The following is a 16,908-nucleotide window of genomic DNA, read 5'->3' as shown; positions in this document are numbered from 1 at the left end:
CCGCCCCGATGTCGAGGAGCCGCTCGTGTCCACGCCCGCCTCTGCCGCCGTACCCAGCGTTCCCGTCCTTGTCGAGCCGGCCAGGATCAGAGGGGCGGACGGCACCGTACGGGAAGTGTCCGTGCCCCTGTTCGCGCCGACCGTACGGAGTGGTTCGCTCGCCGAGATTCCTTTCGACAACGCACGCGAGGCCCCGTCCGAGGCCGTCCTGAGCCGCAAGCAGGCCGACGGCAGCTGGCAGGACGTCAGCGCCGCCGACTTCGCCGCGGAGGTCCTGGCCGTCGCCAAGGGCCTCGTCGCGGAAGGCCTCCAGGCCGGCGACCGGATCGCGATCATGGCCCGTACGACCTACGAGTGGACGCTGCTCGACTTCGCCTCCTGGGCGGCCGGGCTCGTCACCGTGCCCGTCTATCCCACCTCGTCCGCCTTCCAGACCCGCTGGATACTCCAGGACTCCGGAGCCGCCGCCTGCGTGGTGGAGGGCACGGAGCAGGGGCGGATGGTCAGTCATGAGCGTCAGCAGCTCGGCGCCCTCACCCACCTCTGGCAGTTCGACACGGGTGTCATCGGCCGGCTGAAGAAGCTGGGCAGGAACATCCCCGACGCCGTCGTCGCCGCCCGCCGCGCCACCCTGGGGCCGGACACCCCCGCCACCCTCATCTACACCTCGGGCACCACGGGCCGCCCCAAGGGCTGCGTACTGACCCACGGCAACTTCTTCGCCGAGGTCGACAACGCCATCGAGCTGCTCCACCCGGTCTTCAGGTCGGTGTCCAAGCACCCCGCCTCCACCCTGCTGTTCCTGCCCCTCTCGCACGTCTTCGGCCGGATGGTCGCCATCGGCTGCATGCGGGCCCGGGTCCGGCTCGGGCACGCCCCCTCCATCAGGACCGAGGACCTGCTGGCGGACCTGGCGGGATTCAGGCCCTCGTTCCTGCTGGCCATCCCGTACGTGCTGGAGAAGGTCTACAACACGGGACGGGCCACCGCCGAGAAGATGGGCCGCGCCCCCTCCTTCGACCGCGCTGCCCGCATCGCGGAGCGGTACGGCGAGGCGGTCGAGGCCGCCGAACACGGCACGGGCCCCGGCCCCGGCCTCGGGCTGCGCGCTGCCCGCGCCCTCTACGATCCGCTGGTCTACCGGCGCATACGGGCAGCGCTGGGCGGGCACGTCCGGTACGCGATCTGCGGCGGCTCCCCGCTGGGGCGGCGGCTCGCCGCCTTCTACGCGGGAGCGGGCATCCAGATCTTCGAGGGTTACGGCCTCACGGAGACCACCGCCGCCGCCACGGTCACCCCGCCGCTCAAGCCCCGGCTGGGCACGGTGGGCTGGCCGCTGCCCGGTACCGCCGTGCGGATCGCCGACGACGGGGAGGTCCTGCTCAGGGGCGGCCAGGTCTTCCAGGGCTACTGGGACACCGCGCGGAGCGAGGCCGTCCCGGACCTGGACGACGGCTGGTTCGCGACCGGCGACCTGGGTGCGCTCGACGAGGAGGGCTACCTCACGATCACCGGCCGGAAGAAGGACGTCCTCATCACCTCCGGCGGCAAGAACGTCGTCCCGGCGCCCCTGGAGGACTGGCTGCGGGCGCACCCGCTGGTGAGCCAGTGCCTCGTGGTCGGCGACAACCGCCCGTTCGTGAGCGCCCTGATCACCCTGGAGCCGGACGGGCTGGCGCACTGGCGCAGGATGCGGAAGAAGGAAGGCGTCCCGCTGTCCGAGCTCGTCCGTGACGAGGAACTGCGCGCGGCGCTCCAGCGCGCGGTCGACGAGGCCAACCGGCTGGTGTCGCGCGCCGAGTCCATCCGTACGTTCACCGTCCTGCCGAAGGACTTCACCGAGGAGAGCGGGCATCTCACCCCCTCCCTCAAGCTGAAGCGGGACGCGATCACCCGGGACTTCGCGGCGGAGATCGAGGCTCTGTACCGGGGATGAAACGGGAGGAAGCCGATGCGGGGAGGAGCGATCCGGAACCAACCGGAGGGGACCGGAAGGTGGCCGAAAAGTAGCGCCGGAAAATTTTGAATAGGGTCAAAGCGGACAGGGGTGCGATTACCGTACGGCGCCCTTCGAGGGTGCGAGCTGTCAATTGACAGGCGTTAGCCGCTATTGACCTTCGATAAGTGGCGCGGAGGGCTACTCAGGCTTTCCAACTCAAGGGTGAGACAGGGGAGTCTCACCCTCCGGATGTGGATATCGCAGCGCATAACGTCCTCTCCATGACACAGCTGGACGCCCGGCCACAGGCCGGAGACACGGTAAGGGGAAGCGCCCCGGCCGACGGCGGCGTGCGCGGGAAGGGCCTCGGCGGTAACTCCGTCGGCCTGATGGGCAGCGCCGTCATCGGCGTCTCCACCGTGGCCCCCGTGTACTGCCTGACCTCCACGCTCGGCTCCACCGCCGGCGAGGTAGGGGTCCAGATGCCCGCCGTGTTCCTGGCCGGATTCCTCCCCATGCTGCTGGTCGCCTTCGCCTACCGGGAGCTCAACAAGGTCATGCCGGACTGCGGCACCTCGTTCACCTGGACGGTGAAGGCCTTCGGGCCGCGCCTGGGCTGGATGTGCGGCTGGGGCCTGGTCATCGCGACGATCATCGTCCTGTCGAACCTGGCGGGTGTCGCCACCTCCTACTTCTGGCTGCTGGCCGGTGAGATATCGGGCAGCGGCGAGGTCGCCGCCCTGGACGACGACAAGGCCGTGCACATCCTGACCTGCCTCGTGCTCATCGCGGTGGCGACGGCGATCAGCTACCGGGGGATGACGGCCACGAAGGGCGTCCAGTACGCCCTGGTCGGCCTGCAGCTCGTCGTCCTCGCCGTGTTCGTGGTGATGGCCGTGCGGAAGGCGGGCAGCGGTGACTTCGCCGCCACGTCGGTGGACTTCTCCTGGTCCTGGCTGAATCCGTTCGCGGTCCAGTCCTTCGCCGCCTTCACGGCCGGCCTCTCCCTCTCGATCTTCATGTTCTGGGGCTGGGACGCCTGTCTCACCGCCAACGAGGAGACCACCGGCAGCGAGAAGACCCCGGGCCGCGCCGCGCTCATCGCGATGGTCGTCCTGGTCGGCTCCTACCTCGCCACGGGCATCGCCGCCCAGATGGCCGTCGGCTCCGAAGACTCCGGGCTCGGCCTCGCCAACCCGGACACCTCCGACAACGTCTTCGCCGCCCTCGCGGGTCCGGTCATGGGCCCCGGCCTCGGCGTGCTGCTCTTCCTGGCGGTGCTGGCCTCGGCCGCCGCGAGTCTGCAGACCACCTTCATCCCGGTGGCGCGCACGGTGCTGGCGATGGCCGCCTACGAAGCCCTCCCCGCCTCGTACGCCCGCGTCCACCCGCGCTTCCGGACGCCGGGCAGGGCCACCGTCGTGGCCGGGGTCGCGACGGGTGTCTTCTACACGGTGATGACCCTCGTCAGCGAGCACGTCCTGGTCGACACGATCTACGCCCTCGGCCTGATGATCTGCTTCTACTACGCGCTGACGGCCTTCGCCTGCGCCTGGTACTTCCGCGCCGACCTGACCCGCTCCGCCCGCGACCTCGTCTTCAAGGGCCTCTTCCCCGTCGTCGGTGGCATCCTGCTCACCGCCGTCTTCGGCAAGACCCTGTACGACATGTGGGACCCGGCCTACGGCTCCGGCTCCTCCGTCCTCGGCGTCGGCTCCGTCTTCGTGATCGGTGTCGGGCTCCTCCTGCTCGGGATGGTGCTGATGGTGGGGATGCGGCGCCGCAGCCCGGCGTTCTTCCGCGGCGAGGTGCTCACGAAGGAGACCCCCGCCCTGGTCGTACAGGACTGAATCACCCACCGCGGGCGCCGAATTACCGGTAGGAGGCTCCGATCCGGCCGCCGCACGGCATACGTTGGGACCGCCACGGACGACGACGGAGGTGCCTTCCATGCGGATCGCCACAACGATCTTCCTCACCGACGGGACGATCACGCCGGTACGGCTCGCGCGCGAGCTGGAACAGCGTGGGTTCGCCGGGCTGTACCTGCCCGAGCACACCCACATCCCGGTGAGCCGGGAGACCCCCTACCCGGCGGGCGGCGAGCTGCCGGCGGAGTACGGCCGCACCCTCGACCCCTTCGTCGCCCTGGGGCAGGCCGCGGCGGTCACCGAACGGCTGGAGCTCGGCACCGGCATCACGCTGGTCGCCCAGCACGACCCCATCGACCTGGCGAAGCAGGCCGCCACGCTCGACCACCTCTCGGGCGGCCGTTTCACGCTCGGCGTCGGCCTGGGCTGGAACGTGGAGGAGGCAGCGGACCACGGCGTCCACTGGCCGACCCGGCGGGCGCTCGTCCGCGAGCGGCTGGCCCTGATGCGGGCCCTGTGGGCGGAGGAACCGACGGCGTACGAGGGCGAGTTCGGGTCCGTACGGGCGAGCCACGCCCACCCGAAGCCGGTACGGAAACCGCGCGGGCCGGTGAACGGCCCGCGCACCCTCGTCGGCGGTGCGGCGGGCCCCAAGCTGTTCGAGCAGATCGCCCAGGACGCCGACGGCTGGCTGCCCATCGGCGGGCGCGGGCTCGCGGAATCCGTGCCACGGCTGCGTACTGCCTGGGAGGCGGCCGGCCGGGACCCCGAACACCTCCAAGTGGTGCCGTACGCCGTCGTGCCCAGCCCGGGCAAGCTCGCGCACTACGCCGGCCTGGGCATCGCGGAAGTCGTCCTCCAACTGCCCCCGGCGCCCGAGGCTGAGGTGCTGCGGGCGCTGGACGCGTACGCGGCGTATCTGTGAGGGACCCGCGCCGGTGACCGGACGGGTGTGATCATCCGTCGTCGGCGCCGGCGCTAAAATCGCACCATCACCTCCGGACATCGATGGTGCGGCCCGTGTGCGTGTGTGCCCGGCTGCCTGGGAGCGGGAGCACGATGAACAGGCCGTTGCGGCACATAGCCGTCTTCTGTGGGCTGCTGATGCTGGCCCTGCTGGTACGGGCCAACTGGCTCCAGTACGCCAAGAGCCAGGAGCTCGCGACCCACGAGCACAACCGGCGGGTCAAGATCACCCAGTTCGCCACCCCGCGCGGCGACATCATCGTCGGCGGCAAGGCGATCACCGGCTCGAAGGCGGTCGAGGGGACCGACTTCAAGTACCAGCGCACGTTCAAGCAGGGCGCGATGTACGCCCCGGTCACCGGCTACGCCTCCCAGGCGCAGGGCATGTCCCTCCTGGAGAAGACGTACGACAGCATCCTCAGCGGCCAGGACGAGCGCTTCGCCTTCCGCCACGCCAAGGACATCCTCACCGGTGAGGAGCGGCGCGCCGGCGATGTGATCACGACCATCGACCCGAAGGCCCAGGAGGCGGCCTACAAGGGCCTGACCGACCTCGGCGCCCGAGGTGCGGTCGTCGCCCTCGACCCCGCGACCGGCAAGGTCCTCGCTCTGGTCTCGACCCCCTCGTACGACCCCTCGGTCTTCGCCGGTAACTCCTTCAAGGAGGGCGACAGGTTCCAGGCGCTGGTCGACGACAAGGGCAAGCCGCTGGCCAACCGCCCGCTGCGCGAGACCTTCCCGCCCGGCTCCACCTTCAAGATCCTCACCGCTGCCGCCGCCCTGGAGCACGGCGTCGTCACGGACGTCGACGCCCGGACCGACGCGGTCTCCCCCTACCCCCTGCCGCTGTCCAGCAGCCGGATCAGCAGCGAGGCGGGCGACGCGACCTGCAGCAAGGCGTCGATGAAGACGGCCATGCAGTACTCCTGCAACAACGTCTTCCTGGACGCCGCGCTCAAGGTGGGCGACGAGGGGATGCGCGAGACGGCCGAGAAGTTCGGCTTCAACGCGGACGTCTACTCCGACGCCTTCGGTGACATGCTCGCCACGAAGAGCCTCTACCCCGGTCAGCTGGACAAGCCCGGCACCGCCCTCACCGGCATGGGCCAGGGCAGCCTCACGAGCACCCCGATGCAGATGGCCATGGTCACGGCGGCCCTCGCGAACGACGGCAAGCTCATGCAGCCGTACGTCGTCGACGAGCTGCGCGGCCCGGACCTGTCCACCCTGGAGAAGAACGAGCCGCAGCTCAAGAGCCAGGCGGTCTCCCAGGAGACGGCCAGGAAGGTCCAGGAGATGATGGAGTTCACCGCCAAGGAGGGCAGCGCGCAGCGCGCCCTGATCGACGGCGTGACGGTGGGCGGCAAGACGGGCACGGCCCAGCGCGGCAACGACGTGAGCAAGGAAGTCCCGTACGGCTGGTTCGTCTCGTACGGGAAGAAGGCGGACGGCCAGTCGGTGGCGGTCGCCGTGTTCATCGACCCGACGGCGATGGACATCTCCCGCTCGGACATCTCCGGCGGCGGCCTGGGCGGTCCGATCGCGAAGAAGGTCATGCAGGCGGTCCTCAGTAAGTAGCTGCGGTCCTGTTTCGGGCCTGTCGTGGGCAGGCGGGGGGCGCGGGAACCGGGCGTGACGCCCGCGTTCCGTCCGTCACCTCACGATGGCCGGGGAGCTTTCGGTGGGACGGGCGAGCAGGGCGGGCAGGTCCGTGAGGGAGTCGATCAGCCAGTCCGCGGTCTCCGTGACGTCCGCGTGGCCGGCCCACCAGTGACCGTACGGGCCGCGGCGGAGGTGGGCCGCCCGCAGCCCCGACGACTTGGCGGGGAACAGGTCGTCGGCCGGGTGGTCGCCGACGTACAGGGTGGCGTGCGGGGGAGCGTCCGCGACGTCCAGCACCCGGGCGAAGAACTCCGGGTCCGGTTTGGTCACGCCCCACTCCTCGGAGGTGACCACCAGATCCGCGGGCAGGTCCAGCGCCCGCAGCAACTCCCCGGCGCGGCGGCTGCGGTCACCCGCCACGACGACACGCAGGCCGCGTGCGCGCAGCTCCGCCAGTGCCGGGCGGACGTCCGGATAGAGGTCCGTCTCGTCCAGATACTCGCCCCGGCCGGCCACCGCGCGGGCGTGGCAGGCCTCGGTCGCGTCCATACCGGGGCGCAGGATGGCCAGTGCGTCGGTGGCGTCCCGGCCCTGGGTCACCGCCGCGCCCACCAGGGCGCTCACGGTGTGCGGCGGGACTCCGAGCCAGTCGGCCCAGGACGCCCAGTGGCGGTCGTCGCGCACGAGGGTCTCGCCGATGTCGAAGACGATCGTTTCCATCACCTATCCGAGCCTACGGTGCAAACAGCGCATAACGCCCGAGGCGCCAGGGGTTCGGCCGGCCGTGGCAGGAAGAGGTGCCTGGTCCGGGAGGGGGAACGCGCTCGTATGCTCGGTTCATGACCGATCCTCAGCGCGGACGCCCGACCACCAACTCCATGCGGCGGGCCCTCAAACGGGCTCGCGACGGAGTCGCACTCGATGTGACCGAGGCCGCCGTCCTGCTCCAGGCGCGCGGTGACGACCTGACGGATCTCGCCGCCTCCGCGGCCCGGGTGCGGGACGCGGGACTCGACGCCGCGGGCCGGCCGGGAGTGATCACGTACTCCCGCAAGGTCTTCATCCCCCTGACCCGGCTCTGCCGCGACACCTGCCACTACTGCACCTTCGTCACCGTCCCCGGGAAGCTCAGAAGCGCCGGGCACGGGATGTTCCTGTCCCCCGACGAGGTCCTCGACATCGCCCGCAGGGGTGCGGAAATGGGCTGCAAGGAGGCGCTGTTCACCCTCGGCGACCGGCCCGAGGACCGGTGGCCCGAGGCGCGCGCGTGGCTGGAGGCCGAGGGGTACGACGACACCCTGGCGTACGTGCGGGCCATGGCGATCCGGGTGCTGGAGGAGACGGGTCTGCTCCCACACCTCAACCCCGGGGTGCTGACCTGGACCGACCTGCAGCGGCTGAAGCCCGTGGCTCCGTCCATGGGCATGATGCTGGAGACGACGGCGACCCGGCTGTGGTCCACGAAGGGCGGCCCCCACTACGGGTCCCCGGACAAGGAGCCGGCCGTCCGGCTGCGCGTGCTGGAGGACGCCGGGCGGTCCAACGTCCCCTTCACCACCGGCATCCTCATCGGGATCGGCGAGTCGTACGAGGAGCGCGCCGACTCCCTGTTCGAGCTGCGGAAGACGGCCCGCGCCTATCACGGCATCCAGGAGGTCATCGTCCAGAACTTCCGCGCCAAGCCGGACACCGCGATGCGCGGGATGCCGGACGCCGAGCTGGAGGAGCTGGCCGCCGCGATCGCCGTCGCCCGTCACATCCTGGGCCCCTCGGCCCGTATCCAGGCCCCGCCCAACCTCGTCGACGCCGAGTACGCCCTGCTGATCGGCGCGGGCATCGACGACTGGGGCGGCGTCTCCCCCCTCACCCCGGACCATGTGAACCCCGAGCGTCCCTGGCCGCACATCGAGGAACTGGCCGCGCGGACCGCCGATTCCGGCTTCGAGCTGCGGGAACGCCTTACCGTGTACCCGGAGTTCATCCAGCGCGGCGAGCCCTGGCTCGACCCCCGCCTCCTCCCGCACGTACGGGCGCTCGCCGACCCGGAGACCGGTCTCGCGAAGGAGGGCGTGATCCCCGCCGGGCTGCCCTGGCAGGAGCCCGACGAGGGCTTCAGCTCCTCCGGCCGGACCGATCTGCACCGCACCGTCGACACCGAGGGCCGCACCGGCGACCGGCGCGACGACTTCGACGAGGTGTACGGCGACTGGGAGGCCCTGCGCGAGGCCGCCGCCCCCGGCATGGTCCCCTCCCGCATCGACGCCGACGTACGCCAGGCCCTCAGCCAGGCCGCCGACGACCCCACGAAGCTCACCGACGACCAGGCCCTCGCCCTGCTCCACGCGGACGGTCCCGCGCTGGACGAGCTGTGCCGGATCGCGGACACGTTGCGCCGTGACGTCGTCGGGGACGATGTCACCTACATCGTGACCAGGAACATCAACTTCACCAACGTCTGCTACACCGGCTGCCGTTTCTGCGCCTTCGCCCAGCGGCGCACGGACGCCGACGCGTACACCCTCTCCCTGGACCAGGTCGCCGACCGTGCCGCCCAGGCCTGGGACGTGGGCGCGGTCGAGGTGTGCATGCAGGGTGGCATCCACCCCGACCTGCCGGGCACCGCGTACTTCGACATCGCCCGCGCCGTGAAGGAACGCGTCCCCGGGATGCACGTCCACGCCTTCTCGCCGATGGAGGTCGTCAACGGCGCCTCCCGCACCGGCATGTCCGTCCGCGACTGGCTGGCCGCCGCGAAGGAGGCCGGTCTCGACTCCATCCCCGGCACGGCGGCGGAGATCCTCGACGACGAGGTCCGCTGGATCCTCACCAAGGGCAAACTGCCCACCGCCACCTGGCTGGAGGTCATCAGGACGGCGCACGGGACGGGCCTGCGGTCATCCTCGACGATGATGTACGGCCATGTCGACCAGCCCCGGCACTGGCTCGGCCACCTCCGGACGCTGGCCCGCCTCCAGCAGGAGACCGGCGGTTTCACGGAGTTCGTCACCCTCCCCTTCATCCACACCAACGCCCCCGTCTACCTGGCCGGCATCGCCCGCCCCGGCCCCACCGCCCGCGACAACCGGGCCGTCACCGCGATGGCCCGTCTCCTGCTCCACCCGCATATCACCAACATCCAGACGAGCTGGGTCAAGCTCGGCGCGGAGGGTGCCGCGGAGATGCTCCGCTCGGGCGCCAACGATCTGGGCGGCACGCTGATGGAGGAGACCATCTCCCGTATGGCGGGCTCCGGGTACGGCTCCTACCGCTCGGTCCAGGACCTCGTCGCCATCGCCGACCTCGCGGGCCGGCCGGCGAAGCCGCGTACGACGCTGTACGGCGAGGTGTCCGAGGAGCGCGTCGCGGCCGCGGCGGCCTCGGACGGGCACCTTCCGGAGCTGCTCCCGGTGCTGGAGGGCTGAAGCACCGGGCCGGCCGGCGGCGGGCAGGGCGAGCGGGTGGGGGAGCTCACGGGTGCTGAACCGCCCGCTCGCCGCTGCGGACCGGTGCCGCTCTCCTCTCTCGGCCGGCCTTTCCCCCGCCGGCCCCGACCTGACCACCGCACGCGCACGGGCGCGCCGGGGAAGCACGTCAGGGACGCTCCCGTGGACGGGGAGAAGGGCCGCACGGAGACCCCGCGACCGTGGGGGGAGACCCGGGTCACACTCCCTGATGTCACATCGCGGGGCGCCCGTTCCGTCGAAGAGGTGTAAGCACCGGCGACTGCACAGGAGTGCACCATGGACGCTCGTATCAACCTCTTCGGCAACCGGATCGCGGCCACGTTCGGGAAGCACATCAACGCGGCGGGCAGGACGGTGAGCGGCTCGACGCTGCCGGCCGCGACGCAGGAACTCGTGAAGATCCGCGCCAGCCAGATCAACGGCTGCGGCTTCTGCACCGACATGCACACCAAGGACGCCGCCCACGCCGGCGAGACCCCGACGCGCCTCCACCTCGTGGCGGCCTGGCGCGAGGCCACCGTGTTCACGGACGCGGAACGCGCCGCGCTCGAGCTCACGGAGCAGGGCACCCGCATCGCGGACGCGGCCGGCGGCGTCTCGGACGAAGCCTGGGCGGAGGCCGCCAAGCACTACGACGAGGACCAGCTCGCCGCCCTGGTGGCCCTCATCGCCCTCATCAACGCGTACAACCGCCTGAACGTCATCGTGCAGCAGCCCGCCGGCGACTACCAGCCCGGCCAGTTCGGCTGACGGCCGCGCCGTGCCGCGCCGGGCCCGCGGACACGGTCCCGGCGCGGGTGGTCGTGTTCCCGCTCACGCGGCCCTCGCCCTGCGGAGGAAATGCGCGCATTCCCTACCGGACAAGTCCGGAAGGCCATCCCGGAAACCGTGAGGAATGCCGTTCAAAAGTGCTCTCGCACGCTAGTCCGTACATACTGTTCCGGCCCTGATCCGGCTCTTCCCGTTCCATTACAGTGCTTGCGCAGTCGCGCACGGCAGGCCGGACGGAAGGGGCACGGTGAGCACAGGGACCACGGGATCCACAGCTGTCTGGGGCCGGGCCGAGCAGCAGGACTTCCGCAGCCGGGTACGGGGCTCCCTGCTCGGCGGTGCCATCGGTGACGCGCTCGGGGCGGGCGTCTCCGCGCTCACCCTGGAGGAGATACGCGCCGCCCACGGTGTGGACGGCGTCGCCGACTTCGTCGCCGCCCACGCCGGGCGCGGGTCCGTCACCGCCGTCACCCAGCTCACCCTGTTCACCGTGGACGGGCTGATACGGGCCCAGGTGCGCCGGGACACGGGCGCCTGGCACCCGCCCACCGACGTGCACCGCGCCCATCTGCGGTGGGCGGCCACCCAGAGCGCCTGGGGACCCGACGAGCGCCGGCTGGACAACGGCTGGCTGGCCTGCGAGGAGTGGCTGTACGCCCGTCGCGCCCCCACCCGGGAGTGCCTGGTCGCCTTCGGCGACGCCACGATGGGCACCCTCGCGGTGCCCAAGAACCCGGCCGCCCGGGACTCCGCAGCGCTGACCCGCTCCGCACCTTTCGGGCTCCTCGTCGGCTGGGATCCGCAGCTCGTCCTCCAGCTGGCCGTCGAATGCGCCGCCCACACCCACGGTCACGCCACCGCGCAGCTGGCGGCGGGCGCCTTCGCCCTCCTGGTGCACGGGCTCGCCCGCGGCGAGAGCCTGGACGGTTCGGTCCAGCACACCCTCGCACTCCTCGCGGACCGCCCGGGCAACGAGCAGGTCACCGACGCGCTGCGGCAGGCCCTCGGCTCCGTACGCCAGGGCATTCCCGGACCCGCCCTCATCGAGGCACTCGGCGACACGGACTCCGCCGAGGAGGTCCTGGCCGTGGGGCTGTACTGCGCCCTGGTCGGGGAGGACGTACGGCACGGCCTCCGGCTCGCCGTGAACCACTCGGGGCCCTCCGCGGCCACCGGGGCCGTCTGCGGGACCCTGCTCGGGGCGCTGCACGGCGAGACGGCGCTGCCGCCCGCGTGGCTGGCCGAGCTGGAGGGGCGTTCCACCGTCCTCGAACTGTCCGACGACTTCGCGATGGAGATGACGCAGGGCCCGGCCCTGCACAGCCCGACCGCGGTCGCCCCCGGCTGGCTGGCCCGCTACCCACGGGGGTGACGGCCCGGGGCCCGGGCACTCAAGGGCAGAACGGGCGCGGCTGCGGACGGACTTGGACGGCGGCGGAAGGACATGACCGGGGCCGAGGGGCGTGGGGGGGGGCCCCCGGGGGCCCCCCCCCCCCCCCCCCCCCCGCGGGCGGGCCCCCCCCCCCCCCCCCCCCCCCCCCCCCCCCCCCGCCCCCCCCCCCCCCCGCCCCCCCCCCCCCCGGGGGCCGGCCCCCCCCCGCGCGGGGGGGGGGGGGGGGGGGGGGGGCCCGGCGGCCCCCCCCCACGTCCGTGTCCCGTACGTGTCCTGTCCCGCGCCCGCGCGCCTGCGCCCTCGCGTCGCACCCGCGCGCGCAGCCCGGGCCGGCCCGCAGGTCAGTCCTTGGCCCCCTCGGGAACCACCGTGCCCTCCGGGCCGGCCTGCTGCGCCGGGACCGCGGCGGTGGCTGCCCCCGCCGGTCCGCCGTCGTCCGAGTTGATCTGTTCGATGAGCGCGTCGCGCTCCGGGGTGTCCTCCGGCTTGATGTAGCCGATCACGATGTACAGCACCAGAGAGATCGCCAACGGCAGCGCCACCTGGTACTGCAGCGCCACGTCCGTCTTCACCGAACCGTCGAACTCGTAGTTGGTGAAGTAGAAGGCGAGCAGGCCTGCCGCCCAGCTGGTGAGCGCCGCCGTCGGCCCGGACCTGCGGAATCTGCGGAGCAGACCCAGCATGAACGGGATCGCGATCGGCCCCATCAGGCCGGCCACCCACTTGATGACGACCGAGATGATGTCCTTGAACGTCGGTGAGTTGATCTGGGTCGCCAGCGCCATCGACAGCCCGAGGAAGGCGAGCGTGGAAAGCCGTGCGGCCAGCAGACCGCTGCGGTTGCTCCAGGTGCGGGCGGCCTTGGAGAAGACCGGGGCGATGTCCCGGGTGAAGACGGCCGAGATGGCGTTGGCGTCGGAGGAGCACATGGCCATCGTGTGCGAGAAGAAGCCGACGACGACCAGGCCCAGCAGACCGTGCGGCAGCAGTTGCTCGGTCATCAGCGCGTAACTGTCCGAGGCGTCCGGCTTCTTCGCCTCGACGAGCAGCGGGGCGACCCACATCGGGAAGAAGAGGACCGTCGGCCAGACCAGCCACAGAATGGCGGAGAGACGGGCCGAACGGGTCGCGGAGCGTGCGGAGTCCGTGGCCATGTAGCGCTGGGCCTGGTTCCACATGCCGCCGTTGTACTCGAAGGTCTTGATGAAGAGGTACGCGAGCAGGAAGGTCACCGTGTACGGGCCGGCCGTCGGGCTCGTGTGGCCCTCGGGCAGTTTGTCCCAGACCGTCCACAGCGAACTGAAGCCGCCCAGCTTGCCCATCGCGATGAAGAGCATGGCGAGCCCTGCGAAGAGCTGGATGACGAACTGCCCCAGCTCCGTGAGCGCGTCGGCCCAGAGCCCGCCGACCGTGCAGTACACGGCGGTGATGGCGCCGGTGATGAAGATGCCCTGGGTGAGGGTGATGCCCGTGAAGACGGAGAGCAGCGTGGCGATGGCCGCCCACTTGGCGCCGACGTCCACGATCTTCAGCAGCAGTCCGGACCAGGCCAGTGCCTGCTGGGTCTGGATGTTGTAGCGGTTCTTCAGGTACTCGAGCGGTGAAGCGACGTGCAGCCGCGAGCGCAGCCGGTTGAGCCGGGGCGCGAAGAGTTTCGCACCGATGCCGATGCCGATGGCGATGGGCAGCGACCAGGTCACGAAGGACGTGACGCCGTACTGATACGCGATACCGGCGTAGCCGGTGAACATCACCGCGCTGTAACCGGACATGTGGTGCGAGATGCCCGACAGCCACCACGGCATCTTGCCGCCGGCCGTGAAGAAGTCGCTGACGTTGTCCACGCGCTTGTGCGACCAGAGTCCGATCGCGACCATCACACCGAAGTAGCCGATGAGCACGGCCCAGTCGAGACTGTTCATGCCCCCTCCAGGGGTCCGCCTTGTGAACGGGAACGCACTTCGTCGGTACGGCCGTTCAGCGGGGCCCGCGCGGGAACGGGACGTGGGGATTGAACCGCCTGTCCGGTCCGTCGGTCAAGGTTTTCTTTGGTCAGAGATGTGAACGCAGATCAGCAAGGCGAACGATTTTGCTGTTTCTTGACCTTGAAGGGCGTTGTCGTCCACGTGACCGCGGCCACACGATGAGCGGGCACTTCGTCAGGCTGTGCAGAGCTCGAAGCAACTCAGGAAACGCCCGAGAACGCAGAACGACCGCACGGGATGCGGGTCCCGTGCGGTCGGAGACAGGGGGAGAGCTGAGCAAGGGGAGTCCGGGATGCCGGGCTTGCTGCCGGATCTCCGATGAGCGGTGCGCCGGTCGCTGCCGCTGGGTCCTGCGGCGGGCCGAGCCCCCTCGGCCAGGACGGCGGACCAGTCGAGAGGGCTCCCGCTGTGATGCGCGGCGGCCGGCGGACGCGGCAGGTGTCCGCGGGTCAGACGGTGGCGGTACCCGCTGCCACATCACGCACGAATGCGTTCCACGCCCCGGGCACGAAGGTGAGCGAAGGGCCCTCGGGGGCCTTCGAGTCGCGTACGGCGATGGCCTGCGTGACGGGGGACTTGACCTCGACGCACGCCCCGTTGCCACCGGAGTACGAGGACTTCGTCCAGTTTTCCGTAGCACCCTGAAGAATAGCCATGTTCACTCCGGTTCAGAGAGGTGTGTGGGTCGGCGCCAACCTCAATCCCGTCGGCGTGATCGACGCTACTCGCCAACCTCGCAGCGTGGTGGAGCCGTTCACTCGACCGGATGGCATATCGCATGCGCCTCTTCCGTCGCTAGGTGATGACGGTGTATCGTCCTGCCCCCGCTTCACTTACATCACAGCAAAGCCGATGGAAGCATGCCTTTTCGGGCTGCTGCTTCCGGTGGCAGGTGCCGCGGCGGTCCGGCTGACGCCGAGTGGTCGTCCGGCGGCCGGGCGGGCTGTCGTTCGGGGCGCGCTTCCCCCGCTGCTGTACGGGCGTTGCCCCGGCTGCTGTCGCAGGGGTGTTCCGGGGCCGCCCGGCGGGTGTGTCAGCGCGTGTAGCTCTTGGCGATCTCGCCGATGAAGAGGCGGGTCTGGTCCACGTTCAGCGCCTGCGCACGGAGGTGCTCGTACATGACGCTGTACCGCTGCACGTCGTTCGCCTTCTCCAGGTAGAGGTCGCTGGTGACGCCCTCGATGTACACCACGCTGGAATCCGCGGCGTCGGGGAACTCGAGGATCGCGTACTGGCCGTTGATGCCCGGGTGGGCGCCCATCTCGAACGGCAGGACCTGGACGGTCACATGGGGCAGCAGCGACTGTTCGACGAGGTGCTCGAGCTGTTCCAGCATGACCTGCTTGCCGCCGACCAGCCGGCGCAGGGCCGACTCGTCGATGACGGCCCACAGCCGCAAAGGGTGTTCGGGTGCGTTGACGCGGTCCTGGCGGCGGGCCCGGACGTTGACGCGCTTCTCGATCTCGGACGGCGGGGCCTCCGGCAGTGCGCCGGTGATCAGCGCCTCCGCGTAACGCCGGGTCTGCAGCAGACCCGGCACCATCTGGGGCTCGTACACGCGCAGGGACTCGGCGTCCGTCTCCAGCCCGATGTAGACGCTGTACGGGATGTCCCCGAAGGCGTGCCACCAGCCCTGCTGGCGGGAGTCCTTCGCCATCTGCATGAGCGAGTCGACGACCCGGTGGTCCGCGACCTCGTACACCCCGCACAGGTCGCGGACGTCGCGCTGGCTGATGGAGCGCCGGCCGTTCTCCAGGCGGCTGATCTTCGACTGGGAGACCAGCAGCCGGTCCGCCACCTCCTCCGCCGTCATGCCCTTGATCTCGCGCAGGCGGCGCAGTTCCTGGCCCAGCCGTCGTCGCCGGACGGTGGGATTGACGTTGGTCGGCACGGAAACGGCACCTCCGGCTAAGCAGCATTGGTAGCTGTGCGTATCTACTGCTCAGCAGATTGCCACCCCTTGCCCCGGGTGCGCTGGGAAACGGCCACACGCACGCGCGCGGGGCAGCCGGTGGATCCGGCTGCCCCGCGTGTGGTGCGACTCCCGAACCGGGTCATGGGGACGTCGGTGCGGCGGTGTGCGGTGCTCCGCGCAGGGGTGCGCGCGGTCAGTGGACGGAGGTGTGCGCCATGCTGCCGCGACGCGACTGAGGTTGCGGCTGCAACGGCACGCCTGCCGTCTGCTGGTTACGGCGCGGCTGGACGGCCACACCGTTCTGGACGTCCATCACGGCATGCGCCACGAGGCCGCCCATCGGGTCGTGCCTGATCAGATCCCGGAGCCGGGAGCGCGATGAGCGCCCCTCGTTGCCGGGGTACAGGTGCTTGCCGAGTCCGACCGCGTGGGCCAGTGCGGCGAGCGCCGCGGTCCGCGGGTCCGGCGGTACGCCGGTGCGGATCGCACTGTCCAGCCGGGCTCTGATGTCCCGGCTGATCGCCGTGTCCGTCGCCTGGTAGCGAGTCGTCGGCAGCACTCCGCACATCTGGCCCGCCACGGCATGCACCATGCCGCACCGCTCCAGATGAGCGAGGTAGATCTGGCGAAGTCCCAGTCGGGGCCCGCCGATCCAGTGGACGGCCCGAACCGGGCTGCCGCGACGGCGCAGCAGTTCCAGTGCGGAGTCCAGAGTCGGATCTCCTGTCGGCCGTGGCATCACCACGGCGATACGATCCCCGTCAGGGGCTATCCGTCCTGCCAGAGCCAGCTCCACTAGCTGTGCCCCGGCCAGGCCGAGGTCGAGCGACTGCGGCTGCGCTGTGGTACCCGTGGTCGGGTCCAGAGCGAGCAGCAGAAGCTCCTCCGGAATTGTTCTGCGGCTCCTGCCCATCCATGCCTCCCCGCGTGGATGAGTGACAGGGTGACCCCTCTCACATTGGTCTGTCGAGGGTGCCTGGGTGCTTTGTAAGGGAACCGTTA

The 16,908-nt window shown here is 70.7% G+C and carries 12 protein-coding genes; 7 read left to right on the top strand and 5 right to left on the bottom strand.

The window, feature by feature from the left end; genetic code table 11:
• Positions 1-25: 25 nt before the first annotated feature.
• From ACH4VO_RS21395 to ACH4VO_RS21380, 4 genes are all read left to right on the top strand, one after another.
• Positions 26-1,936 carry an AMP-dependent synthetase/ligase gene (locus tag ACH4VO_RS21395; RefSeq protein WP_360986970.1) on the top strand — a complete coding sequence of 637 codons (1,911 nt, stop codon included), beginning with the start codon at positions 26-28 and terminating at the stop codon, positions 1,934-1,936.
• 284 nt (positions 1,937-2,220) lie between these two features.
• Complete coding sequence (locus ACH4VO_RS21390; protein WP_360986973.1) at positions 2,221-3,789, top strand: APC family permease; 1,569 nt, start codon at positions 2,221-2,223, stop codon at positions 3,787-3,789.
• A gap of 100 nt (positions 3,790-3,889) precedes the next feature.
• Complete coding sequence (locus ACH4VO_RS21385; protein WP_360986976.1) at positions 3,890-4,735, top strand: LLM class F420-dependent oxidoreductase; 846 nt, start codon at positions 3,890-3,892, stop codon at positions 4,733-4,735.
• 134 nt (positions 4,736-4,869) lie between these two features.
• The gene (locus ACH4VO_RS21380; RefSeq protein ID WP_360986979.1) at positions 4,870-6,354 is read left to right on the top strand and encodes a penicillin-binding protein 2; all 1,485 of its coding nucleotides are present in this window, start codon (positions 4,870-4,872) and stop codon (positions 6,352-6,354) included.
• Positions 6,355-6,429: 75 nt separating this feature from the next.
• Here the strand turns inward: ACH4VO_RS21380 and ACH4VO_RS21375 are convergent, their stop codons facing one another.
• Entirely contained in the window at positions 6,430-7,098 is a 669-nt protein-coding gene (locus tag ACH4VO_RS21375; protein WP_360987372.1) for an HAD family hydrolase, read from the bottom strand.
• A gap of 119 nt (positions 7,099-7,217) precedes the next feature.
• Here ACH4VO_RS21375 and ACH4VO_RS21370 point away from each other — a divergent pair, with 119 nt between their 5' ends.
• The 3 genes from ACH4VO_RS21370 (at position 7,218) to ACH4VO_RS21360 (ending at position 11,985) form a co-directional block, all read left to right on the top strand.
• Positions 7,218-9,800, top strand: coding sequence for a bifunctional FO biosynthesis protein CofGH (locus tag ACH4VO_RS21370; RefSeq protein WP_360986982.1), 2,583 nt, complete (start codon positions 7,218-7,220; stop codon positions 9,798-9,800).
• 318 nt (positions 9,801-10,118) lie between these two features.
• The gene (locus tag ACH4VO_RS21365; RefSeq protein WP_360986985.1) at positions 10,119-10,592 is read left to right on the top strand and encodes a carboxymuconolactone decarboxylase family protein; all 474 of its coding nucleotides are present in this window, start codon (positions 10,119-10,121) and stop codon (positions 10,590-10,592) included.
• A gap of 268 nt (positions 10,593-10,860) precedes the next feature.
• A complete protein-coding gene (locus tag ACH4VO_RS21360) occupies positions 10,861-11,985 on the top strand; it encodes an ADP-ribosylglycohydrolase family protein (RefSeq protein ID WP_360986988.1) in 1,125 nt (374 codons plus the stop codon).
• A 362-nt stretch (positions 11,986-12,347) separates the two neighbouring features.
• Here ACH4VO_RS21360 and ACH4VO_RS21355 read toward each other — a convergent pair whose 3' ends face one another.
• The 4 genes from ACH4VO_RS21355 to ACH4VO_RS21340 all read right to left on the bottom strand — a co-directional run bounded on the left by ACH4VO_RS21355 (position 12,348) and on the right by ACH4VO_RS21340 (position 16,819).
• Positions 12,348-13,928, bottom strand: coding sequence for a sodium:solute symporter family protein (locus tag ACH4VO_RS21355; RefSeq protein ID WP_360986991.1), 1,581 nt, complete (start codon positions 13,926-13,928; stop codon positions 12,348-12,350).
• A 512-nt stretch (positions 13,929-14,440) separates the two neighbouring features.
• Positions 14,441-14,647, bottom strand: a complete 207-nt coding sequence (locus ACH4VO_RS21350) for a DUF397 domain-containing protein (RefSeq protein WP_360986994.1) — start codon at positions 14,645-14,647, stop codon at positions 14,441-14,443.
• 377 nt (positions 14,648-15,024) lie between these two features.
• Complete coding sequence (locus tag ACH4VO_RS21345) at positions 15,025-15,882, bottom strand: helix-turn-helix transcriptional regulator (RefSeq protein WP_360986997.1); 858 nt, start codon at positions 15,880-15,882, stop codon at positions 15,025-15,027.
• Between the two features lie 217 nt (positions 15,883-16,099).
• Entirely contained in the window at positions 16,100-16,819 is a 720-nt protein-coding gene (locus ACH4VO_RS21340) for a GPP34 family phosphoprotein (protein ID WP_069174481.1), read from the bottom strand.
• Positions 16,820-16,908: the final 89 nt, after the last annotated feature.

The organism is Streptomyces sp. NPDC020780 (genome assembly GCF_044334475.1).
Classification (GTDB): domain Bacteria; phylum Actinomycetota; class Actinomycetes; order Streptomycetales; family Streptomycetaceae; genus Streptomyces.
This window is presented reverse-complemented; position numbering and strand designations above follow the sequence as displayed.